This is a genomic window from Bacteroides celer (assembly GCF_002632415.2).
In the GTDB taxonomy this organism is placed as follows: domain Bacteria; phylum Bacteroidota; class Bacteroidia; order Bacteroidales; family Bacteroidaceae; genus Bacteroides.
This window is the reverse complement of sequence record NZ_CP178209.1, coordinates 1,736,116-1,759,729: the sequence shown is the minus strand read 5'-3', so window position 1 is coordinate 1,759,729 and position 23,614 is coordinate 1,736,116. Positions and strand designations below refer to the sequence as shown.

Annotated in this window: 19 protein-coding genes and 2 pseudogenes; 13 read left to right on the top strand and 8 right to left on the bottom strand. The window is 38.6% G+C overall.

Features of this window, described 5'->3' with window-relative positions; translation table 11 throughout:
• The first annotated feature begins 8 nt into the window (after positions 1-8).
• The 5 genes from CJF29_RS06695 (at position 9) to CJF29_RS06675 (ending at position 3,864) form a co-directional block, all read left to right on the top strand.
• Positions 9-386, top strand: coding sequence for a helix-turn-helix domain-containing protein (locus CJF29_RS06695; RefSeq protein WP_099146136.1), 378 nt, complete (start codon positions 9-11; stop codon positions 384-386).
• Positions 387-403: 17 nt separating this feature from the next.
• The gene (locus tag CJF29_RS06690) at positions 404-1,240 is read left to right on the top strand and encodes a hypothetical protein (protein ID WP_099146135.1); all 837 of its coding nucleotides are present in this window, start codon (positions 404-406) and stop codon (positions 1,238-1,240) included.
• A gap of 228 nt (positions 1,241-1,468) precedes the next feature.
• Positions 1,469-1,858 (top strand): plasmid mobilization protein, encoded by a 390-nt coding sequence (locus tag CJF29_RS06685; protein WP_099146181.1) that lies wholly within the window; start codon positions 1,469-1,471, stop codon positions 1,856-1,858.
• Positions 1,855-3,087: a relaxase gene (locus tag CJF29_RS06680; protein WP_099146134.1), complete on the top strand. Its 1,233-nt coding sequence runs from the start codon at positions 1,855-1,857 to the stop codon at positions 3,085-3,087. The genes CJF29_RS06685 and CJF29_RS06680 overlap by 4 nt, the downstream gene beginning before the upstream one ends.
• 24 nt (positions 3,088-3,111) lie before the next feature.
• Complete coding sequence (locus CJF29_RS06675; protein ID WP_099146133.1) at positions 3,112-3,864, top strand: hypothetical protein; 753 nt, start codon at positions 3,112-3,114, stop codon at positions 3,862-3,864.
• A gap of 79 nt (positions 3,865-3,943) precedes the next feature.
• Here CJF29_RS06675 and CJF29_RS06670 read toward each other — a convergent pair.
• Positions 3,944-4,681 (bottom strand): annotated as a pseudogene (locus tag CJF29_RS06670) (restriction endonuclease subunit S); the annotation flags it as partial.
• 42 nt (positions 4,682-4,723) lie between these two features.
• On the opposite strand from CJF29_RS06670, the gene xerA reads away from it, so the two are divergent.
• Together xerA and CJF29_RS06660 are read left to right on the top strand one after the other, a co-directional pair.
• Positions 4,724-5,722 (top strand): site-specific tyrosine recombinase/integron integrase, encoded by a 999-nt coding sequence (gene xerA, locus CJF29_RS06665; protein WP_099146131.1) that lies wholly within the window; start codon positions 4,724-4,726, stop codon positions 5,720-5,722.
• A 75-nt stretch (positions 5,723-5,797) separates the two neighbouring features.
• Positions 5,798-7,039: a restriction endonuclease subunit S gene (locus tag CJF29_RS06660; protein ID WP_413544530.1), complete on the top strand. Its 1,242-nt coding sequence runs from the start codon at positions 5,798-5,800 to the stop codon at positions 7,037-7,039.
• Between the two features lie 177 nt (positions 7,040-7,216).
• Here the strand turns inward: CJF29_RS06660 and CJF29_RS06655 are convergent, their stop codons facing one another.
• From CJF29_RS06655 to CJF29_RS06635, 5 genes are read right to left on the bottom strand one after another with little or no spacing between them, the layout of a single operon-like run.
• Positions 7,217-7,813 (bottom strand): restriction endonuclease subunit S, encoded by a 597-nt coding sequence (locus CJF29_RS06655; RefSeq protein WP_413544529.1) that lies wholly within the window; start codon positions 7,811-7,813, stop codon positions 7,217-7,219.
• Positions 7,814-7,827: 14 nt separating this feature from the next.
• Complete coding sequence (locus CJF29_RS06650) at positions 7,828-8,829, bottom strand: virulence RhuM family protein (RefSeq protein WP_008861740.1); 1,002 nt, start codon at positions 8,827-8,829, stop codon at positions 7,828-7,830.
• Complete coding sequence (locus CJF29_RS06645) at positions 8,822-10,483, bottom strand: class I SAM-dependent DNA methyltransferase (RefSeq protein WP_008018649.1); 1,662 nt, start codon at positions 10,481-10,483, stop codon at positions 8,822-8,824. Before CJF29_RS06645 ends, CJF29_RS06650 begins: the two co-directional genes overlap by 8 nt.
• Before the next feature lie 5 nt (positions 10,484-10,488).
• Positions 10,489-13,719 (bottom strand): type I restriction endonuclease subunit R, encoded by a 3,231-nt coding sequence (locus CJF29_RS06640; protein ID WP_099146128.1) that lies wholly within the window; start codon positions 13,717-13,719, stop codon positions 10,489-10,491.
• Between the two features lies 1 nt (position 13,720).
• Positions 13,721-13,924, bottom strand: a complete 204-nt coding sequence (locus tag CJF29_RS06635; RefSeq protein ID WP_004316526.1) for a helix-turn-helix domain-containing protein — start codon at positions 13,922-13,924, stop codon at positions 13,721-13,723.
• Between the two features lie 91 nt (positions 13,925-14,015).
• Between CJF29_RS06635 and CJF29_RS06630 the strand changes: the two genes are divergently transcribed.
• The 4 genes from CJF29_RS06630 (at position 14,016) to CJF29_RS06615 (ending at position 17,586) form a co-directional block, all read left to right on the top strand.
• A complete protein-coding gene (locus tag CJF29_RS06630; protein WP_004316528.1) occupies positions 14,016-14,825 on the top strand; it encodes an SMODS domain-containing nucleotidyltransferase in 810 nt (269 codons plus the stop codon).
• A 5-nt stretch (positions 14,826-14,830) separates the two neighbouring features.
• Positions 14,831-15,391 carry an SLATT domain-containing protein gene (locus CJF29_RS06625; protein WP_005652528.1) on the top strand — a complete coding sequence of 187 codons (561 nt, stop codon included), beginning with the start codon at positions 14,831-14,833 and terminating at the stop codon, positions 15,389-15,391.
• A 34-nt stretch (positions 15,392-15,425) separates the two neighbouring features.
• Positions 15,426-16,232 (top strand): metallophosphoesterase, encoded by an 807-nt coding sequence (locus CJF29_RS06620; RefSeq protein ID WP_004316531.1) that lies wholly within the window; start codon positions 15,426-15,428, stop codon positions 16,230-16,232.
• Between the two features lie 511 nt (positions 16,233-16,743).
• Positions 16,744-17,586 carry a TrmH family RNA methyltransferase gene (locus tag CJF29_RS06615; RefSeq protein WP_099146127.1) on the top strand — a complete coding sequence of 281 codons (843 nt, stop codon included), beginning with the start codon at positions 16,744-16,746 and terminating at the stop codon, positions 17,584-17,586.
• A gap of 14 nt (positions 17,587-17,600) precedes the next feature.
• On the opposite strand, the gene CJF29_RS06610 is transcribed toward CJF29_RS06615, so the two are convergent.
• Positions 17,601-18,077: a low molecular weight phosphatase family protein gene (locus CJF29_RS06610; protein ID WP_004320325.1), complete on the bottom strand. Its 477-nt coding sequence runs from the start codon at positions 18,075-18,077 to the stop codon at positions 17,601-17,603.
• A gap of 15 nt (positions 18,078-18,092) precedes the next feature.
• On the bottom strand, positions 18,093-19,133 hold the full coding sequence (locus tag CJF29_RS06605; protein ID WP_369689156.1) for an alcohol dehydrogenase: 1,041 nt from the start codon (positions 19,131-19,133) through the stop codon (positions 18,093-18,095).
• Between the two features lie 249 nt (positions 19,134-19,382).
• Here CJF29_RS06605 and CJF29_RS06600 point away from each other — a divergent pair, with 249 nt between their 5' ends.
• Positions 19,383-22,160 carry an AAA domain-containing protein gene (locus CJF29_RS06600; protein ID WP_099146126.1) on the top strand — a complete coding sequence of 926 codons (2,778 nt, stop codon included), beginning with the start codon at positions 19,383-19,385 and terminating at the stop codon, positions 22,158-22,160.
• A gap of 378 nt (positions 22,161-22,538) precedes the next feature.
• A pseudogene (locus CJF29_RS06595) lies at positions 22,539-23,614 on the top strand (PDDEXK nuclease domain-containing protein).

Below are 23,614 nucleotides of genomic sequence, written 5' to 3'. Positions count from 1 at the left end.
AGATATATATGAGCACGATAACATTTGAAAATTTGCCAGTAGCAGTTGAAGAATTGAAACAGAAACTTGACCAGCTATTAACCCGATTTGATTCTATAGTAGTCAAACCAAATCAGAAAGAAGATAATCATGTTTTACTGAATCTGAGCGAAGCAGCAACACTATTGGGTAAAGCCAATTCTACAATTTACTGTATGACATCAGATGGACGTATTCCCTACCACAAGACAGGCAACAAGCTCTACTTTTTCAAGGATGAATTGATGAAGTGGATTGAATCTGGAGGTCTATATACAAACGACAATTCAAACGAGGTAGATTTCAATGAGCATCTAAAGAAGATGCAATCTGGTAAAGGTCGAAAGCAAACTACTTTGGTGGACTAAAATTTAAAAACAGCAGTATGAGAAAAAATATTTATTATAGCATAGTGCTCAATGATGAGCAGCTTGCTTTCATTGGTGGAAGTAAATATGGCATTGACAGAACGAAGATTCTAACGTTACTCATTCAAGGTGCAGTAACAGAAGAGACCATCATCAATAAGAGAGGATTTGCCACTACATTACAAATAGGTCAAGTGCTTATGTCAGAAGTGGAATTGGCAAGCAAATTAAGCTATGATAAGAAGACAATTTCGAGGGTACTTGACAAGATGGTTCAGCTAGGTATTATCTCATCTGACCAGAACAACAGAACGAGTATTCATATTTTACATTGTGTCTCTGCGTGGTATGTGGATGGTAAGTTGATTCGCAATCCTTATTATATAAGCATGGAGCAACGGCATGAATACAGTATTGTTCATGACAATTTCACTAATGAACAGATGAATAAAACAGCGAAAGATTCAGGTAAGGAAAGTACATCTTCAACCAATAGTCAGGATTCAAAAGATTTCCCTACCATACAAACTGATTTATCTCATCAGGCAAAAGATACAGCCCAATACCATTCTTCTTCCCCTATATTTGGAGAGAATCACATTTCAGACAGTGAAAAGAATTCGATTGGTGAGCATTCGGGAAGTACATCCATCACCTCTAATATTGAATCGAATGCAGTTGGATCTGCCGACAATGTCAGCACCAAGCATTCTTATAGTGATGGAAATATACCTAACAAAGATAATGACACAAGCACTATCATTGAAGAATCTGATAATACCAATGACATTGAGATAGATGCGGCATCAAAGCTGAATGCTCAATCTTCAAGCTGCATCTTACCACAACATTAATTCACCGAACCTTATTCATTTATAGCAAGGTATATATTACCCTATAAGCCAAACGTGACCAGAAACCATTCAGAATTTCCGACACCATTCGTGTGCCAGTGAAAACATAGGGAGTGTTACAAGAAGTGTCAATGTCGCACAAACAATCTTCGATTGTCCGTGTTCCAATGACCTTCACGCACTACTCGCAAGCTCGCAATGGGTAAGGCTCTTTTATTATTCTGCAGTATGAAAGACAACAAAGAAGAAAACAAGTTAAATGCTATCCAGCGAGATAAACGCTTGGAAGCAAGAGTTACGCAAGAAGAATATGGTAAGGTAAAAGACCTTGCCGAGCAATGTGGAATGAGTGTCAGTAAATATACTCGCAAATGCACTTTAGGACACCGACCAAAACATCATCTTACCGAGAAAGAATGTGAAGCACTGTGCAGTCTAGTGGACGCACGTGCAGACATTCTGAAGATAAGAAGTCAGGTAAGTAATATGAATAAAGACCAACGTGCTTTGTATTTTGGCAATCCAAGATTTGTAGAGGAATGGATGAAGCTAACTTTGCCAATTATAGAACGATGGTCGCAGATTATTAATTACATAAAATCCCCAACAGATTTATGATAGCCAAAGCAGAATGTATCACTCATGGCGCAAATGCAACTCGCTATTCGGTTGATAAGGATAAGGCGGAACTGGTCAAAGTAAATCTTCTCCCAGCCTATATTGAACCAGAAGCTATGTGGCAAAGAATGCAACTTCATCAGAAAAAGTTTGAAGAGAAAATCAACCGCTACCGCAAGTTAGAAAAAGGAATGATAAGAATGGAGATTTCCCCAACAAGTGAGGAAACTCAGGGATGGACGATGGATGATTGGGTACATTTAGCTAACGAGTACATCCATGAATTTGACAATGCCGATATGAGGAATCCTAAAAGAAAGACCATACCTAAACATACAAATTTGCACAACAGCCAATATGTGGTTTCGCTTCATCATGATAGCAAAGGTAGGATTGACCATCTTCATATAAATGCAAATCGTGTGGATAATGATGGCAATGTAAATACCGATAAGTTTATCGGAGAGAGAGCCGTTATAGCTGCACAAGTTATTAATATGCGCAGAGGTTGGGGAAACCCTGAAGAAATAAGCAGATACCACAAAGCTGAGATTACAGATGCCTGTTTCACTATCCTTAAGAGGATGCACATGTTTAATTGGGATGAATATAAAGCGGCACTTTACCAACGTGGTTATCTGGTAAATCTTACAAAAGATAGTGTTGGGGAAGTTAGAGGATATTCCATAATGCGTGGTAACTCCAAATATAAATCCTCGGACTTAGGTCAGAGCAGGAATCTCATGCCTTCAAAGATTCAAGCAACATGGGAAAGGCTACACGATATTGAAAGTCAGCTTGAACAATCATATAGTATTACCGCTAAAACAAATACAGCTACCAATGATGATGCTAGAAATAACCATCATCCAGAACCTGATAAGGAAATCCTGTCTAAGCCAATTATAAACAACTACACAATATCTACTGATGAATATCACGATTATGATATATCAATTTCTGAAAAGCTAGAATCGATCATCAATGATGCATGTACTGTTCCTGATAATAATCCATTTGCATCTATTGAAGATATACAGAATGTGGCGCTCCTTCTATTCGCAGAATATATGTCAGGAGCAATCAGTATGTCAAGGTCATGTGGTGGCGGTAGTAATGACCTAACTGGCTGGGGAAGAGATAAAGATGAAGATGATGAGAATTGGGCTAGACGTTGTGCTAGAAAGGCAAGTAAAATGTGCCAACGCAGTAGAGGTCTGAGACGATAATATTAACTTATAAAGTGAACATTTATGGCTTTAGGTAATAGTAACAAAGATAGTTTGAATATGAATGGGCTGATGCAGAGCATTGCAAATACTCCTGCTTCCAGTTTTCCAATAATTGATGTGGAGCAACTCAAAACCGCTGTTGCAATGTCAGTTAAGGATGCCATCATAAAGCTGTTAGAAGAACGACAGCGTAAGAGAGAAGAAAAAGATAAAGCTGAAGGTCGTGTATCAGCAGAAGAATACATGAGCATTATTGGTGAATACTACAAAAAGTCTGTAGATAATAATGGAATATTCCTAAATGAATATGAAAAGGTCAGGGAGATTCTTAAGAAAGACAACGAGGCATTTCTCTCTTATAATGAGAATGTTAAAAAGGCAAATTCCTTGATGGAAGCCATCCAAAAAAAGCTTGGTATTGACGAATATAATACTGCAAGAACTCTACCAACCCCCAAAGCAATTAAAGAAATTCCACTATTCTTGCTTCTAGATTTGCCATGGTATTACATAAATAGGATTTACTATTCAAAGATAATTCGCAAATTCGTCATCATTGTTGCCACTTGTATCTATATGTTAACTATAGGATTGACCTGCTTCATGGCAAGGGATAATGCAATTTTGAGAAAAGATTGCGATAAAAATTTGTTGATTCGTAAGTATTTACGAAAGGCTAATGATGACGAAACAATGAATATAATCAACTATATTGATATGCTTTACGCTGATAAGGATGCACACAGTAAAGAAATAACTAAATTGTGGGAATAAACATTATTTGATTTTTGTATATTTTATTTTGAAAAAGAGAAGTGATCGTAATGAACCCGAACGCTTCTCTTTCATATTGAGATAAATCAGAATTTACCGATACTTGACCGTTCATCAGAAGAGGCAGGAGTTCATCTCGCTGCTTAGCTAACTGAGATATTTCTTGATTATTTTGCACAATAGCCTTACGAATAGCATTTACTTTTCTATTATATGACAGTAGTATGTCTATGGGCGGAATAAAACAGTCTGTTTTACATAGCTCAACAGGACTGAGATTTGCTTGTGCTGCACCATTTGCTAAATTATCAATCACTGTTCGCATCGTACCACTATTAAGGAAATTATAAAAGTATTCCAAATATATTGCATCACAACACAATAATCCTACACGTTGATTTAATAATAGATTTTCCTCGCATACAACACATAACCTTCCACAATTTCCAGTTAGCGAAATCAGTCTATCTCCAATTTGAAGAGATATATAATCTTTTGCGCGGCTTGGAATATCATTAACATAATCACAGCCAGATGTTACAAGCTCCCCATCTTGAACATTCTTAATGGTTATAATCTTGTATCGCCCAATAGGTTTATATGTTTCCGATTTGAATGGAAATCCCGACTTGATTTCAAGCCAATTACTAAGAGATTTTACTTCCCAATATTCTGGTATATATTTTCTCTGCTTTTCATTCCAAACCATTTTGCCACCGAAACTTTTATACGGTCTCCCGTTTTCATTCGGAAAGTCAAATTGCACAAACCAGTAATCATAAAGTTGTTTTGCCATTGCTTCTAAATTCTGATTTATTGCACTTCCCTTATATTATAGAGGAACTAACATTTATAAAATATGAAGAAATCTATAATAGAAGCTGTTACTTGTGCTATGCAACGTGACTTAGACTATGGTCAAATGATGAAATTGAAAGAGATTCTCAAATTGGAACTTGATAAGGTTTGTATATCAGAACCACAGAATATCGAAAGTACCGAACAACGATATAAAGATAATACTCAGATGCTTGAGACCTTTATATCTGCTAAGAAAATAGAGGGTTGCTCTGATAAAACTCTTATATACTACAAGAATACAATTGAACGATTTTTGCAAATTATTGCCAAAGCAATCAATCATATAGAAACATCGGATATTAGAGCCTACTTATCTGAATATCAGAATAAGAACAACTCTAGCAAAGTAACCATTGATAACATGAGAAGAATATTTTCGAGCTTTTTCTCTTGGTTGGAGGACGAAGATTTTATAGCTAAAAGTCCAGTGCGGAGAATCCATAAGGTAAAGACGGATTCTCTTGTCAAAGAGGTTCTGAATGATGAGCAACTTGAATTGCTTCGAGACAGTTGTAGCGAGAAGAGAGATTTAGCAATTATAGATTTCCTTTCTTCTACTGGCATTCGTGTTGGAGAACTTGTAAAACTGAATCGTTCTGATATTGATTTTCATGAACGACAATGTGTCGTATTTGGTAAGGGAAATAAAGAAAGGACTGTTTATTTCAATGCCAGAACTAAACTACATTTAAAACAGTATCTTGATGAACGTACAGACGATGTGCCTGCACTATTTGTTTCATTGAAAGCCCCTTATACTCGCTTATCTATTAGCGGTGTTGAAGTAAGAATTAAAGAATTAGGCAAGAGATTAGGTATAGTAAAAGTTCATCCCCACAAGTTTAGAAGAACTCTTGCGACACAAGCCATTGATAAAGGCATGCCGATAGAACAGGTTCAGAAATTATTAGGTCATGTACGCATAGATACTACTTTACACTACGCTATGGTGAATCAAAACAACGTAAAAATGGCACATCGTAAGTTTTTAGGTTAGAGTTTGATAGTATCAAGACTCTTTATTCTTTAATTTGCTTAAAAATGAGTACCTTTGCACGCAAATTTTTAGGCTATGAAATTAAAAGAATACAAATTAGGTGAACTGATTGAAGTAACCAGAGGAGCCAGTTTATCTGGTCAGTATTATTCATCAGAGGGTAAGTTGATTCGCCTTACTTTAGGTAATTTCAATATGAATGGAGGTGGTTGGAAAACGAACACTTCTAAGGATGATTTGTATTTTACAGGAACGGTTAAAGACGATTTTATTCTTGAAAAAGGTGATATTATCACACCTCTTACAGAACAATCAATAGGTTTATTAGGTACAACGGCTAGAATTCCCGAGAGTGAAAAATACATTCAAAGTCAGGATGTTGCACTTGTAAAATGCAATATAGAATTAATAGACTCAAACTTCTGCTATTATCTTATATCTTCAAATATCGTTCGTCAACAGCTAAGTACTGCTGCTCAACAAACAAAAATACGACATACTTCTCCTGACAAGATAAAGGGCTGTACTGTTTGGATTCCAGAACTATCAATACAGGAAAAAATAGGTCGCATTTTAACTGATATAGATTCAAAAATTGTACTTAATCGTGAGATAAATCAGAATTTAGAGGCGATGGCGAAGCAACTTTACGATTATTGGTTTGTGCAATTTGATTTTCCTGATGAAAATGGGAAACCATACAAGAGTAGTGGTGGAAAGATGGTTTGGAATGAGAAATTGAAGAGAGAAATACCCGAATATTGGGAAAATGCCACATTAATAGATATTGCAAATATTACTATGGGACAATCACCAGATGGTTCATCCTATAATAATAATGGTCAGGGCGTGTTATTTTATCAAGGTAGTACGGATTTTGGTATTCGCTTCCCATCAGTAAGACAATATACTACATTGCCAAGCAGATATGCGGAAAAAGGTGATATTCTAATGAGTGTCAGAGCACCTGTTGGTGCATTGAATATCGCAAATAATAATTGCTGTATAGGACGAGGTTTGGCAGCTCTTTCTTCAAAGATGGGTAGTAATACACATTTGTACTACATTCTTGATGATTTGCGTTCTGCATTTGAACAAAGAAATGGAGTTGGCACAACATTTGGCTCGATAACGAAAGATGATTTACTTAGTTTGCCTATTGTTAGGCCTAAAGAAAATGTGATGAGTGCATTTAGCTCAATTGCCCAGCCAATTTTTGACAAACAAATGGAAATAGGATTTGAAATTGTCGAATTAACCAAGCAGCGAGACGAACTTCTACCTCTTCTGATGAATGGGCAGGTTTCGGTAAAATAAACCTTTTATTTGCGAAAAGACTATTATTAAGTATATAGCAATAGTGCTGTATACAATTTTATATTTTTTCAGAATGAAGAAAAAAGTAAAAGTTATCTGCGAGTGTTGCGGATTAGAGTTTGAAACAAGTGATGATGTAACAACTTGCCCTGAATGTGAAGAGCATTGGAACAATGATTAATCACAGTGAACTGGTGCGGTGTAAAAGCCGCCCAGTTTATGTAAATTCTGATTTATCTGACGATTAAGAGCTATTTTTTTGTCTAACGTGGATATTACACTTGATATTCTTTTCTGTTCGCTGATTGGCGGTATTGGGAAAGCGTATTCCGAAAGTAAATCAAATGTAATTTGTGGAAATGAACCTATCCGATTTTCGGCTCTTCGTTGGAGTATATCAAGAAAAGGCTGATTGGTCAAACAATAATAAAAATACTCTAAATCAACATCTTCATTATATTTTCGCAATACCATCAATTTGGTAGATACAACATAGTCTTTAGTATTTTTTGTTGTAACTTTAGCAAATCTTCTGTTAGCAGGACGTATTTCACTGAACAAAATATCGTCCTTTACTATGGTCTTCTTAAATTGACCTTTTAGCTCATCTACAAAAGTTAGCGTACCGTTACCCATTACACCATTTTCTACATCAGATGTATTTATGGCAATGAGTTTGTCTTTATCAAATTTGTGAGTTTCTGAAATTGTACGCACAATTTGATTTATTTTCAGAACTTGAGTGTGATTTGCATTATATTTTTTCAGTTCCATTGCTTTCCACGTTTTTATTCTCCCAACATTCCTTTAATCTGTTTATCGAAATCTGAATCTATCCGTTGAGTCTTATTAAAAATATCATATTCGCTTTCTGCCTTTGTCTTGGCTTGTGCCGCAGATATTCGTCCTTTATCCGGCAATATCTGATATTTGCGGAAGGTCAAGAACTCGTTGACACTGGCAGCAAACTGCTCCATATTGAACGTGTTTTCACGCTCTATAAGGTCTTCTATATAGTCGAAATATCCTGTTACTGCACGTTCCAACCGACGGATTTCATTTTCCTGCAAATAGTTCTTGGCTATTGACACATCCGATTTCAAGATACGCCCATCGGGAGCATTCTTCCATGTGATCAGTCCCATGTGTTCTTGGGTATGGTCAGCCTTAGTGTAGATGATTTCTGCTGCCGTTTGCCCTGTAATGGCATAATGAAAACGGTTCTGTATCATGGCATAAAAATCATGTGTCGTAGGTGAATTCTTGTCATAGTCGATACTACATTCTGCATATATGTCGGTAATCTGTTGCCAAATACGCCGTTCACTGGCACGGATGGAACGTACCCTTTCCAACAATTCACGGAAATAGTCTTTTCCGAATACTGCCGTTCCCTGTTTTAAGCGTTCATCGTCAAGCACAAAGCCTTTCTTGATATACTCATTAAGAATCTTGGTAGCCCACTGACGGAACTTGGTAGCTTTTGGAGAAGATACACGATAGCCAACAGCAATAATCATATCAAGATTATAGAAATCAACCAACTCTTCAACCTCGCCTCTTATGCCTCGATTTACGACGGTTGCAATTTTTGCAACCGTCGTGTCTTGCTGTAATTCTTCCTCTTTAAATATATTGGCTATGTGGCGGCTAATACCCGATTTGTCAATACCGAAAAGCTCTGCCATAGCCTTTTGCGTACACCAAATGGTTTCGTCTTTTATAACCACCTGTACTCTTCCCTCTTTATCGGGAAGATTGTATAACAAAAACTGTATTTCGTTACTCATTGTTTCCTACATTTGCGTTGAACCGCAAAGCATCCAACTGTTTCATAATTTCCTCTTCCAAACGATGACTTTCTTTGAATTGTTCGGTAAGCGTTTGCTTATAATTCGCCATACGTGCATTAAACTCCTCTTCGGTTATATCTACGTAGTCTATTTTGATGTCGAAATATTGTCCGGCAGAAAGAGAATATCCTTTTTCCTTTATCTCATCGTAAGAAACAGCCACAGAAAAATCCTCCACTGCCTCCTTGCGCTGGAATGTGCCGACAATCTTTTCTATCTCGTCATCGTTCAGACGCACCTTTTTCAATCCGTTAGCATCTTTATATTCCTCGCCCAATTTACTGGCATCAATCAAGATTACTTTGTCAGTGGTTGCAGACTTATCAAAGAACAGCACACTGACATTCGTACCTGTATTGGCAAACACGTTGCTTGGCATGGAAACACAGCCGAACACCACTTTGTCATCTACAATTTTATGAAGAATTTTGTTCTCAATACCACTTTTAGCCGTGATAAAACCTGTAGGAATGACAATTGCACCCTTGCCTGTCTTTTTCAGTGAATTGATAACGTGCTGAATGAAACAGGTATATATAGCCATTGACTCTTTCTTTTTGGCGGGTACATTTGGGACTCCAGCCCAAAAACGGGCTGGCATGGCGGCTATCTTCTCGCGAGTGTCCGAGAAGTCCATCTTGAAAGGAGGATTGCTCACCACGAAATCAAACTGGCGCAACTGCTGCCCGTCATCGCTTTTATGATAAGGGCTTACAAGCGTGTCACCTTGAATAGCATTATCAAGCGAAGACACAAGTCCGTTAAGTAGCAGATTAAGTTTTAACATTTTGTTGCTTCGCTGGGAAATATCTTGCGAAAAGATGGTACAGCGTTCTTCTCCTATTTGATGACTAAGTGCCATCAGAAGCGTACCTGTTCCTGCCGAGGGGTCATAACATTCCATGCTATGCAAATCAGCATTATCCCCCACTAACAGACGAGCCATAATCGTTGCTATGGCATGAGGCGTATAATACTCCGCATATTTTCCACCTCCAGCGGTATTATAGTCCTTAATCAAATACTCAAAGATGCTGGAGAAGAAATCGTAATTCTGTGCAAACGCTTCTTCAAAGGAGAAATTCACGAGTTTATCCACCAGAGCACGGGCGAATGGCGCACGTTGTGCCGAATCGGTCACAAACGGTGTCAATGCCTCGAACAATGGAATCTTCGTGTTGACTGTGGTCTGCGTGGAAAATATATCTGCATTTTGTTCCGCTATATCTGTCATAGTGGAATCGAATATAGTATCAAAATCCCCTTTTCCCTGTTGATTCCAAAGATTGGCTATCAGATGATAAGGTTCAAGCATCGGAACATCTGGAGAGATGGCACTCTGAATAAGCATACGTTCATCATCAGAAAGATTCTCGTATGCCGTTTCCCATTTTACATCCCCGGTCAGTTTCTTTGCTATTTCACTTTTCGCATTTTTTAATTCATAACCGAATTTGTCATTCAGGAATTTATAGAGAAATACCTGAGTGATAATCTTATATTCGTTACCATCGTTTCCCATACCGTATGATTGGCAGGTAGCTTTAAGTCCGTCGATGAGCCTTAATGTTTTTTCTTTAATATCTGACATAATCTTTATGCAATGCCGTAAGTGGCGTTATATTGGTTAATATACTGTTGTGAAATACGTGTTTGGATAAACTTGTAATCGTCCATCTCCGGCTTAATCTGTGGGAAATGATACAAGCATCCATTGATAAGGGCCATCACCGTACGATTAAAATAAGCATCTTTTTTTAGAATGTCATTACGGTCGTAGACTTTGGCATCCACATCCTCTTTTATAATGTTGAGAATGGCCGCAATCTCTTCGTCAAGGAAAGAGAACATAGGCTTCTGTCCCTTATCTTCCCTCTGCTTATTCACTTCACGAATACGCTTGTGTACACGAGCAAATTTTTCATCGCCATTGTACTTTTTCAACAAGACATTATTGCGTTTTTGTAAGTCTTGCAGACGACCGATGATTTCATCCAAAGCCTGTGTTTCTTCGTTGAACTTGGCTATCGTGTCAATCACAAAACCGTGTTCTTTGAAGCGTTCCATAAAGGCTTCACGCAACGAGATAAACTCCGGATCGTCTTGGTCGAAGTTTTGGGTAAATGAAGAAATGGTACGTTGCCATTTCTCTTTCAATTCCACACCACCGGATATAAGGCGCATTTCCTCTTGTCCTATTTTGGAGAAAGTGAACTCTATATCCATCATTGCCTCATTGATTAGAGTTTTCGTTTCCTCATTTGTATTGAAAGCCTCTTTCTGATTGATGATACTTATCCGTCTTTGCACCTCAGAGAGTAGTTGCGGCAACTTGGTGATTTCGAGTTTGGCAAATTGCTCTTTCATTTCATCATCACCGAATGTACGCACGATGTTCGCCATGTTCTTGGCTGATTCCAATGCCTGTTTGAGGTCGAGCAATACAGCTTTATCCTCTTCGGTGGAGATTTCAGAAGAAAATTCTTCCGCATTATCGTATGTGTAATTGAAAAGCGTTTGCCGAACTTTCTTCATCTGATTCAATATCTCTTCCTTGTCCTCAATGACTTGGGTAAAGGTATCGGTGGCCGCGGATTCGCCAGTCTCATCCACATCATTAAAGCGGTTTAATTCTTGTAAATATGCTTCGTTGGTTTCCTTAAAGTTGCGCTTGATGTCGGCAAAGTCAATGACAAAACCGTAACGCATACCAGAATAAGGACGGTTTACACGTGTTATGGCTTGAAGCAGATTGTGGTCTTTCAGTTTGCGCCCGAAATACAAGCGTTTCAAACGCGGCGCATCAAAACCAGTCAAAAGCATATTGAAGACAATGAGAATATCCACTGTCATATTTTTCTTGAAGTCCTTGACTATCTGCTTGCGAGTTTCCTTGTCATCCGTATCGTGAAGAATGATTCCGGCTTTCAGCGGTCTGTATTTTGATTTGTAATCCACTTCCGGTTCACCCACTACATACGAACCATCGGAAAGTTTTATCTTGATGGGCTTCGGCTGATACTTCTGCCATTCTTCTTGAAATACATCATAAAGCCGTCTTGCCTGTTCGCTGGTTTCACAAATGACCATACCACCTAAAGTATCATCTCCTTGTATCTTGCGAAACTCTTTTAAGTCCGTCATAATGTAACGGGCTAACTCGTTTACATAACTAGGATGCTCTATGATTTCCGACTTACGAATGTCTTTCTTTTGCACAAGGGTTTCCAGTTTATCGTACACATCAGACAAACGCTCTTTATAGGAGGTTTCTATATCTTCACGTATGATTTTCAGCGTGTAGCCATCCGCAATGGATTTATCGTAATAATAGGTATGCAAATAGTTTCCGAACACCTTGCAACTGGCACGTTCCTCCTTTAACAGCGGTGTACCTGTAAGTGCGATTTTAACCGCATCGGTATCGGCATCAAAGAGGTTGGCAAGAAAGCAGCCACCAGGTTTATACCCTCGGTGTGCCTCGTCAAGAATGAAGATGCGTTGAAGATTGGTTGCATAATCACTGATGCGTACTTTTTCTTTATCCTCGGCAAAACGTTGGATGTTCACAACCGTGATTTCTGCCTGTCCGCTTACACCTTGTTGTGCCTGATTATTGCGGAATTGCTCCATCAGTTCGGCTCTTGTATTGGCGGTAGATACAACCAATCCACGAGCTTCAAACTCTTGTGTAGCTTGTTCCAAAAGGTCAAGGCGGTCTACTATGAAATAGAATTTGGCGACCTTATTCTGTTTGGAATAGAAATCGTTAAGAATATAGGTCAGATAATATGACAAGGCGGTTTTACCACTACCTTGTGTATGCCAGACTACGCCAGATTTCACCCCCTCTGCCAGTTTTTGGCGAATAGCTAACGATGCAAACAATTGTTGGTAACGCATGATATGCTTTTGGTCGGTAGATTCTATCTTTCCATCCACCTCACGCTCCATACGGACATAGGCAATACCATATCTAATGATATACAACAACCGTTCAAGCGAACACATGGATGTTAGGATTCTGTTTGTAGGGGTGTTGAAACCGAGATTTGTCTGGTACTCAGGACTTGTATGAATGACTTGGCAATTGTAATCAGACAATATCTGTTTTTCCACCGTCTTATCAATCTCCTTATACAGATAGTCACGATGGAACGGTGCTATTTTCTGACCGCTTAAATTTTCTTCACGGAAGCAATTGAATGGTGCGTATGAACGTGCCCCAGTACAATAGAAAGCCCCTTGTATAGGTACGATACCGCCCAACGCATCATATTCCATATTATTACTGAATATCATCAACTGCGTAATGTTGATGAAGCGGCGAAACTTTTTATTCGGGAAGCGTTCTTTATTCATTCGTGCGCTCTCTGCCAACATACCACCATGATTGTTGGGTTTCTTCACTTCTACAAAGCAAAGTGGCAATCCGTTTACGAATAAAGTAATGTCAGGACGAAATTCGTCCTGTCCGTTCTTACAGGTAAATTCGGCTGTGAAATGGAACGTATTATTCCCAATGTTATCAAAGTCTATCAGCTTTACAGGCGAAACAGCTTTGAGACGGTTGTAAAAGCCTCGACCGAGGTCATCATCGTTCAGCTCCTTACGAATATCTTTCAAAACTTGAAGAAACTCTCCCTCATGTCCGGGATTCAGATTCTTAAACTGCCGTTCAAATACCTGCAAAAGAATATTCGTGTCACCGTCATAGACCGTGCCATTCTTATCTTCGCTCAACTTACCGAAGTAAGTATACCCTATTCGGGTGAGGTGAACCATTGCAGGCATCTGCACCCGTGTAGCTTCCGAAAACTGTTTCATATCACCTATCCTTTTTGTCGGTTATCAAATCCTTCAAATCGACCTGCAATATCTCTGCTATCTGTTGCAAGGTCTCTAAATTTGGTTGAATCCTATTACAAGCATAAGCATTGACCATACTGAAACTCTTATCGAGTTTCTTTGCCAACCATGTCTGAGAGATACCTTTTTCAGATAATACAGCCTTTATTCTATTTAGTTTCATTCTTTGATACGATTTTATAGTGCAAATATAGTGAATTATATTCGATAAACTGGGATTATTTTTGTACTTTTGTGTACGAAATAAAATTAATATGGATACAGTTAGAAAAAGAGGCGAAATAATTAGCATTGAACAGCGTTCGTTAGTATCTCAGAGATATAGACGTATAACAAGAGCGGTTAATTCGGAATTTTGGGGTAGCACCAGCGAAACTGCTCATAGTTTATATGTGGGCTCTTATGGTAGAGGTACTGCTATTGATACAAGTGACATTGATATACTTGTCGAATTGCCACGAGACGAATATAATAAATATGACACACTAAGAGGAAATGGTCAGTCCAGATTACTACAAGCATTGAAGAATGCAATTTTACAAACCTATCCGAACAGTGATATTCATGGAGATGGGCAAGTCGTTGTGATAAACTTTTCCGATGGGATTAAATTTGAAGTTCTACCAGCTTTTCGTCAATTAGATTGGTGGGGTAATTGGAATGGGAAATACGACTATCCAGATTCAAATATGGGTGGCAACTGGTTGACAACTAATCCCAAAAGCGAGCAACAGGCAATGAAGGAAAAAAATGTTGCAAGCAATGGTTTGTTATTCGACACATGTAAGCACATGCGTGAAATTCGTGATAACTATTTTAGGAGTTACCATCTTCCGGGAATCGTGATTGATAGTTTTGTTTATCATAATATTGCTGATTGGCACTGGCTAAGAGAAGGAGAACAAAGTTCTAATCAACCAATAGGAACTTACGAAAAAAGGCTTTATGATTCATGCCCTGTTTGGAGCTTTAATCTGACAGCACCAGGAAGCAACATGCCAGTAGATACATATAAATACATTGATGTATTAATCAAAGTTTTAAAATACATGACAGAAGAATAAATCATATGGACGAACAAATAAAAATTCTTTATAGGGAGATTCTTGAGCGTTTTAACAAAATAATTTGGACGCACAAAATTCATTTATGTCAAGCGAATATATACCTATCAAAGAAGAAAAAACAAAATCAGATTCTTTTAGTATTTTCTGTTTTGGTATCAGCTTCTGCAATTACCAATATATTCAAGTGGCTACCTGAAATTGTCATTGTCCCATTAATGGCTTTCTTAGCGTTGACATTAACATATTTCACCACCAAATACAAAGCTGAAAATCTAGAAAAGAAGGCAGCTGACAGCGAAAGATTTGCTGCTGTTATGCACGATTTGCGCAATAAGTATGCGGGATTCTTATCAGATATAAAGGCAGAGCTGTACACAAAAGAACAAATTTCTAAAAAGCGAACAGAATTAGAACATATAGAAAATATAGTTTATTCGGGGCTTGTTCCACAAACATCAAAAGAAGCAGTAGATGCAGCATCTTTTGCATTAAAAAACAAACAAGAATCAACTACCACAAACGAAGAAATTCTCCAAATGATTTCTGACAACTTGCAAGTATAAGATTAATTACATGCGCTATTATTAGGAATATAAGATGAATCATAGCAACACATTCTCACTATCTTTTCCCGAAGCCAAGACAATTATTGTTTCCGGTGATATTCATGGAGATTTTAATCAATTGGTATTCAAACTCTGTATTCAATACAAGTTGACGGACACTCTATTGATTGTAGCTGGGGATTGTGGTTTTGGCTTTGAAAAGAAAGAATACTATGAGCAAATGGTTAGACGAAATACCAAGAGAATGAATCAAGCCAACAATTGGATTGTATTTGTACGTGGCAATCATGATAATCCAGCTTATTTCGAAGGAACAACATTCAGTTACAAACGTTTCATTGCTGTTCCTGATTATACTATCCTTCAAGCCTGTAATCATTCCATCCTTTGTGTAGGCGGAGCTATTTCTATTGACCGAAATTATCGCATAAATGAATGGAACAAACGGAAATATCGAGTTCACTCCAATGAGTTGCAAGAAAATGATATTTCCCGCAATTTATATTGGAAGAATGAAGCTCCTATTTACGACGCTGATAAGATGAATACCATCTGTGCAAACTTCTTGATTGATACAGTTGTCACACATACTGCGCCATCACATTGTGAGCTATTCTCAAAAAGCAACCTTAACCAATGGGCTGAGAACGATTCATCACTTCTTAAAGATGTACAATCTGAAAGAAAAACAATGGATATGATCCTGCATCATCTCAAAACTGACAATCATCCGGTGAACCATTGGTATTATGGTCATTTTCACCAAAATTGGCATTCCGCTATTGACGGAATATTATATCAGATGCTCGACATTATGGAGTTCAGCCAAGTCTATTGATTTATACCATTTCAGGTATAATATTGATGTCCGATGCAGAATTACACCCGATATGATATAATGGTTTCCTCCGAATAAAAGTGTACCATTTATGGCATACAAACACTTTTTCAAGCGAATAATTCAGTTTTGCTACACTTTTTCCAACGAATCGAGTACCGAACGCAAAAATTCCACCGCAAGCCACAGAAATCCCAAGAAAACCACTACCTTTGCATTCAACAAGCGTTCTGTAACATCCATGCGGAAATGCCCTATCGTTCAACACGTTGAATCTGATAGCGGACATTCCACAAAAAGGCTGAAAAGAGGCGGTACAACACGTATATGCAAAGCTGTGAAATACAACGATTTGCATTTATCCCCACATTCTGTGTATTTGTCAAAACAGAGGTTGTACCGATTAAAATGAATAGTCACTGATAATCAGTGATGTAAATATGCTGCATCGGTAAGTAAGAAGCGCATACTATCATTGCTGCAATAAAATAGATCGTTTAAAGAAATCACTATGCCCATTATAGAAATATCATCCTTAACAGACTCCGGAGTAGAAATATTCAGTACCCTCACCGAAGCTCAATTACGCAATCGTATCGAGCCTGATAAAGGATTGTTTATTGCAGAAAGCCCCAAAGTTATCCATGTAGCTCTGAATGCTGGTTATGAGCCTTTAGCCCTCTTGTGTGAACAGAAGCATATCACTGGTGATGCCGCTGGCATCATTGAACGTTGTGGTGATATACCTGTCTATACCGGTGAAAGAAAGTTACTTGCCACATTGACCGGATATACACTGACGCGCGGTGTCCTCTGCGCCATGCGTCGTCGAGCACTACCAAGTGCAGAGGAGGTGTGTCGGAAAGCTCGACGGATCGTAGTCATTGAGGGCGTGGTAGACGCTACTAATATCGGAGCCATCTTCCGTTCCGCAGCCGCCTTGGGAATAGATGCTATATTATTAACACGCAATTCTTGTGATCCGTTAAACCGACGTGCAGTCAGGGTTTCGATGGGTTCTGTCTTCCTGATACCATGGACTTGGTTGGACGGTTCTCCCAATGAGTTGCGTAAACAGGGTTTCCGTACAGTCGCTATGGCACTCACGGAGAAATCAATCTCTATCGATAATCCTATCTTAGCAACCGAACCCAAGTTAGCCATCGTAATGGGAACAGAGGGGGATGGTCTTCAAAACGAAACAATCAATGAGGCGGACTATGTAGTCCGCATTCCTATGGCAAACGGTGTCGATTCTCTCAATGTAGCCGCCGCATCCGCTATTGCTTTCTGGCAACTTCGCGTTCAAAATGACACAGATCTGCCACCATCACCGGATGATGTACATATATGATTTTACTTATATTCCTACTCACACCTACAATACGTATTTGCGCCACAGGAACAGCGAGGCAACAACTTTTCCATCAATTCACTCCGAAAGAACTCATACAGTTCTTTATGCATGATGTCATATAGTGCCCTAACCCGTTCTTCCTGCTCATCTTCTACATGAATTCCTCCCTGAAAGGGATCTGTAAAGTTGAAAGAAACGTATTTTCTCACTACCCCCTGCATTTCCTTTTGCACTTCCTCCGCTTCCGAACAAAGGGTAATGACATAATCCCACGTCTGTTGGGCATATGTCGCAACGTCACAGGGCTTTCTACGCGAAAAGTCATATCCATTTTGTTCCATCACTTGGCAAACAACGTCAGGAACAGAATTTCCAGCCAAAATACCGGCAGTACTAATCTTCATCCCTCTACCGAAGGAGTTCAAAATTTCCTGTGCCATACGACTGCGGCACATATCATTATTACTTACTATAAGTATATTCTTCATACACAAATTCTATTTTTATTTATTTCCTGATATAGCTACTTTAACAACTCCATCTAATTTGTTTTCAAAGATACGATAGGCCTCCTCAATCTCATTCAACGGAAATCGATGTGTAATAAGAGGAGTAGTATCAATTTTACCTTCCTCAATCAGCTTGAGAATCTCGTTACAATCGCAGCCATCCACTCCACCTGTTTTAAAAACCAAATTCTTGCCATACATATCAGGTAAAGGAAGAAGTTGTGGTTTATCATAGAGGGCTACAATCGTGACAATAGCATTAGGACGGGCACAATCCCAAGCCAAATGGAAGGAATCGTCACTCCCTGCCACTTCCAAAACGACATCTGCACCACCATGGTCACTGTTCTTGAGAACAAAATCCTTGCAGTTTTCCGGTTCAGTCACCAACACATCAGGATAATGCTCGCAGACAAACCGAATTCTTTCAGGAGACTTTTCACAGACAATAATGCGCTTGGGTTTCTTCAGCATCACACACAACAAAGTACAAATCCCGGTAGGCCCGGCACCGATGATAAGAACAGTATCTTCCGCGGTTATTTCCGAGATGCGTGTTGCCCAAAAGCCTGTTGCAAGCACATCACCGACAAACAAAGCTTGTTCATCACTCACTGTATCCGGAATACGATTCAAACCTTGATCCGCATAAGGAACTCTGACATATTCCGCCTGACCGCCATCAATTCGACAACCTAAAGCCCAACCGCCATTAGGATCAGTACAGTTATTCACATATCCATGCTTACAGAAAAAACACTCACCGCAGAAAGTTTCGACATTCACAGTCACCCTGTCACCAGGCTTCACCGAAGTGACATCAGCCCCTACTTGTTCTACCACACCTACCATCTCATGCCCGACAGTTATTCCGGGCACAGCACGCGGCACACTGCCATGTTTAATATGAAGATCACTGGTGCAGATGCTACCAAGTGTTACACGCACGACTGCATCCCGTGAATCCTTTATTTCCGGTCTTGCTTTCTTCTGCAATTCAAACTTTCCGTGTTCAATATATGTGTATGCAAGCATAATATCCTCCTCGTTCATTAATATATACCTTGCAAAGATAATGATTTCATTGGCAAAACAAATCTCTTTTATCACGTTCAATACTCCCAAACCGAATCTCACTCTATATTTATAACAATACAAAGCTGAATAAAGTCATTCACTGTTTTTTCTACTTCAGCTTTGATATTCTGGAAAATATTCTTACTTTTATATCCTAAATAATAAATAAAAACAGCAGCATGACTTATTATATTTACACACAAGCCTATGATAGATACTTCCGAAAATCTGATTATTATAAAAGGTCAAATCAAGACTCCTGAAATAGAAAGTTGCCAAAATCATAATGGCAACTATAAGGTAGTATTCCGGAATGTTCCCAGTGCGTATACTTACAAAGAAGAAAATGTCCTTTGGCTGACTGATCCGGACAAACCGGACCCCAATAATTATCAAATAATCAGTAAAGGGAGAACTTTATCAAACATCAAAGCCTTATCTATTTTTAAGGCCGGATCACACAACTATTGGCACATTCGTTTTCTGAATGGTAAAGAGTATGATTACAGAGAAAAAGACTTAGAAATTATCGAATCATGCTTGGGAGAGAGTCGTTCGAAAAGTATATTCGAATATTTGAAGAAAGTTGCCGATGCGAACGAATTGAAAGCCGATGACGGAACGAAGCTATTGGCAAAACAATATGAAAAGATTCATTTCATCGCAAACAACAGAGCTATTGCTGTATATCTGAATCCTCAAAAATATAAAATGCAGACCCGGACTGCCTCAACCTTGATTTTTCCTTTCGGTTGTAATGCAAGCCAGCAAAAAGCAGTCCAGGCAGCTTTTGAGAATCAAATCAGTGTTGTGCAAGGACCTCCGGGAACTGGAAAGACCCAAACGATTCTGAACATCATTGCCAATATCCTTGTGCGTGGTAAGACTGTTCAGGTAGTATCTAATAATAACTCCGCCATTGTCAATGTACTTGAGAAGTTATCCAAATACGATATGGGATTCATTGTTGCATTGCTTGGCAGCACAGCTAACAAAGAGAAATTCATCGAGACTCAAGAAGAGGAAAAACAATATCCGGAGCACTTTGAGTCATGGCATGATACGGATGTCGACCAACCTCAATTTCTCAATCAGATACATCATCAGACAGAAGAACTAAAAAGCATATTTTACAAACAGGAACGCCTTGCCATGGCAAGACAGGAAATACAAGCTTTAAAAATAGAGTGGCAACATTATCTGCAAGAGTTCGGAACAAAAGAATTTACTCTCCAACAACGGAAAAATTCCAGTTCGGCAGACCTTCTGAATTTATGGAATGAATGTCAGCAATTTGCAGAAAAAGAACAATCATCAAGTCCTCGGGGAATAGCAGCTTTTATTCAACGGTTGAAATGGTTATTCTTTAAATTCAGAAGCAAAGCGATTTGTAAAATCCCCAATAAAGGTTTTTATAAACGGGAGATGAGTTTGATTATCGCCGACTTCCAAATCTTATTCTACCAAACAAAGTATGCAGAACTGGAAGTTGAAATAGACACATTAGAAAAGGAACTTGCCAACAAAGATGCAGCAGAAATGGCTAGACAAATGGCCGATACATCAATGAAATATCTAAAGAATCAGTTATTTCATACCTATGGCAATAATCATGACAAGCCCATCTTTACGCTCCCTGATCTAAAAAATAATTGGCGAGAGGTACAGAAAGAATACCCTATTATCTTAAGTACGACCTTTTCATCATTAAGCAGTCTGCAACGAGATGCCGTATATGATTATATCATTATGGACGAATCGTCACAGGTTTCCGTTGAAACCGGAGCTTTAGCCTTGTCATGTGCTAAAAATGCAATCATTGTCGGCGACACCATGCAACTTCCCAATGTGGTCACGGAAGAAAATAAGGAAACGCTAAACTTTATCGCTAATGCGTGCCTGATTAAGCCGGAATATGATTGTGCCAATATGAGTTTTTTGCAATCCATCTGCAAAGTTATTCCGAATATACCGCAGACCTTGTTACGGGAACATTATCGATGCCATCCTCGAATCATCAACTTCTGTAATCAGAAATTTTATGGTGGAGATCTTGTCATCATGACACGTGATAAAGGAGAAGAGGATGTCATTTGTGCCATACGGACAGCCAAAGGTAATCACTCCCGCAGTCACATGAATCAACGGGAAATAGATGTTATCAAAGAGGAAGTACTACCAAGTCTATCTTATGAAACAGATGAAATTGGCGTCATAGCTCCATATAACAAACAAGTAGATGCAGTAAAATCCGCACTTGAAGAGGATATTGATGTCGCAACAGTCCATAAATTTCAGGGAAGAGAAAAGGAGGCTATCATTATGACCACTGTCGACGATGTCATCACTTCCTTTTCCGACGATCCCAACCTGCTCAATGTTGCTGTTTCGCGGGCTAAGTCACAATTCTACTTGGTCGTATCGGGAAACGAACAACCCAAAGACTGCAATATCAGCGATTTGATCGCTTATATCGAATATAACAATGGCACTGTTTCCACCAGTAAGATTCATTCTATATTCGATTATCTATATGAGCAATACACAGATGCCCGAATCGCCTATTTGAAGAAACACAAGAAAATATCCGAATACGATTCCGAGAATCTTACATTTGCCTTACTCGAAGATATTCTAAAAGAGAATATCAATATGCGTCATTTGAATATCATTTGCCATTTACCACTCTATATGTTGATTCAGGATTATTCTCTATTGAATGAAGAGGAAAGCAAATATGCTGCAAATATAAATACTCATATTGATTTTCTAATTTATAATCGTGTGAGTAAACAACCGGTATTGGCTATTGAAACGGATGGTTATACATTCCATAAATCGGGGACAAGTCAATCAGAACGTGATATTAAAAAGGATCGTATTTTAGAGTTGTACGGAATTTCATTGGTGAGATTGTCCACTATCGGTAGTAATGAGAAGAAAATTATTGGAGATAAGTTAAGCGAAGTATTAAACTTGCATTAGAATGTTCATTGCAAATCATATTTTTTTTAGAATAGGAGTTTCTGCATATTCTAACAACCAAAAGAATAAATTTTACTCCAACTATAACAATTACATCAATAATAATACCTACATTTACTTCTCATTTAAAGTACGACAGCACAATGGAAATTATTTTCTACTTTTAATACATTAATTAAAATGCGGATAAGATACAATACACATAACAATAAGAATCATCTGTTTTACCAAAATAGGCAGATAAATAAACCGTATTTCGACCAAATACTAAGAAATGAACAGGAAAGTATTAGGTTAACAATTCTACGCGACACTCTTCTCCCGAAGCTGATGTCAGGAGAACTAAAAATTAACGCAACTGAAGTATTATAGATTACGATGAACCAGTCAATAAACATACTTGATAAAGAATATCTGCAATGGGTGAAAGACCTTTGCGGTCGCTATCGTCAAAGCCAAATAAAGGCAGCGGTGAAAGTAAATGTGGAACAGTTGAAATTCAACTGGCTTTTAGGTCGTGACATTGTTGAATTGCACGTAGAAGAACGCTGGGGCGAAAGTGTTATCACTCGATTGAGCAAAGATTTACGTGAAGCTATACCCAATGCGGCTGGTTTGTCAAAGAGCAATATTTACTATTGTAGGAAGTTTTATTTGTTATACAAGGATGCTCTGAAAACTTTCCACCAACTTGGTGGAAAAAATGAAACGGAATTATTCCACCAAGTTGGTGGAATATTTGAAGTCCCATGGAGACACCATTGTTTGATAATGGATAAAGTGAAAGACGATATAGACAAAGCTCTGTTCTATGTTCACCAGACGGTGGAGAACGGCTGGAGTCGTAGTATGCTGCTCAATTTCATTAGCACCGACCTTTATGAGCGGCAGGGCAAGGCACTGACTAACTTTACAAAAACATTGCCTGATGCGATGAGCGACCTTGCACAGGAGTTGACCAAAGACCCCTACAATTTTGCTTTCACGGGTATAACTGGGCGTTACAATGAACGATTGCTCAAAATGCTCTACTGAATAACATTACCCGATTCCTGATTGAACTGGGTACAGGTTTCGCTTATGTGGGCAAAGAATATCGTTTGGAAATAGGCGAAACGGAAAACTTTATCGACTTACTCTTTTATAATCTTTCGCTTTCCTGCTATGTAGTGGTAGAGGTAAAGATCGGTAAATTTGCTTTTGCCGACATCGGTCAATTAGGTGGATATGTGGTAGCTTGCAATCATTTGCTGCGTAAGGAAGGACGGGATAACCCAACCATCGGCTTACTGATTTGCAAAGAGAAAGACCGCATACAAGCTCAGTATGCTTTGGAGTCGAGCAGCCAACCTTTGGGTATTTCCGAATATGATCTGGAGAAGTTCTATCCCGAAAAAGTGGAAGGTACCATGCCTACCATTGAAGAGATAGAAGCTAAATTAAGAGATAACTAA

What these genes read in the sequence shown, in the direction of transcription:
- CJF29_RS06680 (WP_099146134.1), top strand. Translation starts at nt 1,855, where the DNA reads ATGATAGCCAAAGCAGAATGTATCACTCATGGCGCAAATGCAACTCGC.
- CJF29_RS06635 (WP_004316526.1), bottom strand. Translation starts at nt 13,924, where the DNA reads ATGAAACTAAATAGAATAAAGGCTGTATTATCTGAAAAAGGTATCTCT.
- CJF29_RS06685 (WP_099146181.1), top strand. Translation starts at nt 1,469, where the DNA reads ATGAAAGACAACAAAGAAGAAAACAAGTTAAATGCTATCCAGCGAGAT.
- CJF29_RS06625 (WP_005652528.1), top strand. Translation starts at nt 14,831, where the DNA reads ATGGACGAACAAATAAAAATTCTTTATAGGGAGATTCTTGAGCGTTTT.
- CJF29_RS06675 (WP_099146133.1), top strand. Translation starts at nt 3,112, where the DNA reads ATGGCTTTAGGTAATAGTAACAAAGATAGTTTGAATATGAATGGGCTG.
- CJF29_RS06615 (WP_099146127.1), top strand. Translation starts at nt 16,744, where the DNA reads ATGCCCATTATAGAAATATCATCCTTAACAGACTCCGGAGTAGAAATA.
- CJF29_RS06620 (WP_004316531.1), top strand. Translation starts at nt 15,426, where the DNA reads ATGAATCATAGCAACACATTCTCACTATCTTTTCCCGAAGCCAAGACA.
- CJF29_RS06655 (WP_413544529.1), bottom strand. Translation starts at nt 7,813, where the DNA reads ATGGAACTGAAAAAATATAATGCAAATCACACTCAAGTTCTGAAAATA.
- CJF29_RS06660 (WP_413544530.1), top strand. Translation starts at nt 5,798, where the DNA reads ATGAAATTAAAAGAATACAAATTAGGTGAACTGATTGAAGTAACCAGA.
- CJF29_RS06600 (WP_099146126.1), top strand. Translation starts at nt 19,383, where the DNA reads ATGATAGATACTTCCGAAAATCTGATTATTATAAAAGGTCAAATCAAG.
- CJF29_RS06645 (WP_008018649.1), bottom strand. Translation starts at nt 10,483, where the DNA reads ATGTCAGATATTAAAGAAAAAACATTAAGGCTCATCGACGGACTTAAA.
- CJF29_RS06690 (WP_099146135.1), top strand. Translation starts at nt 404, where the DNA reads ATGAGAAAAAATATTTATTATAGCATAGTGCTCAATGATGAGCAGCTT.
- xerA (WP_099146131.1), top strand. Translation starts at nt 4,724, where the DNA reads ATGAAGAAATCTATAATAGAAGCTGTTACTTGTGCTATGCAACGTGAC.
- CJF29_RS06630 (WP_004316528.1), top strand. Translation starts at nt 14,016, where the DNA reads ATGGATACAGTTAGAAAAAGAGGCGAAATAATTAGCATTGAACAGCGT.
- CJF29_RS06695 (WP_099146136.1), top strand. Translation starts at nt 9, where the DNA reads ATGAGCACGATAACATTTGAAAATTTGCCAGTAGCAGTTGAAGAATTG.
- CJF29_RS06650 (WP_008861740.1), bottom strand. Translation starts at nt 8,829, where the DNA reads ATGAGTAACGAAATACAGTTTTTGTTATACAATCTTCCCGATAAAGAG.
- CJF29_RS06640 (WP_099146128.1), bottom strand. Translation starts at nt 13,719, where the DNA reads ATGAAACAGTTTTCGGAAGCTACACGGGTGCAGATGCCTGCAATGGTT.
- CJF29_RS06605 (WP_369689156.1), bottom strand. Translation starts at nt 19,133, where the DNA reads ATGCTTGCATACACATATATTGAACACGGAAAGTTTGAATTGCAGAAG.
- CJF29_RS06610 (WP_004320325.1), bottom strand. Translation starts at nt 18,077, where the DNA reads ATGAAGAATATACTTATAGTAAGTAATAATGATATGTGCCGCAGTCGT.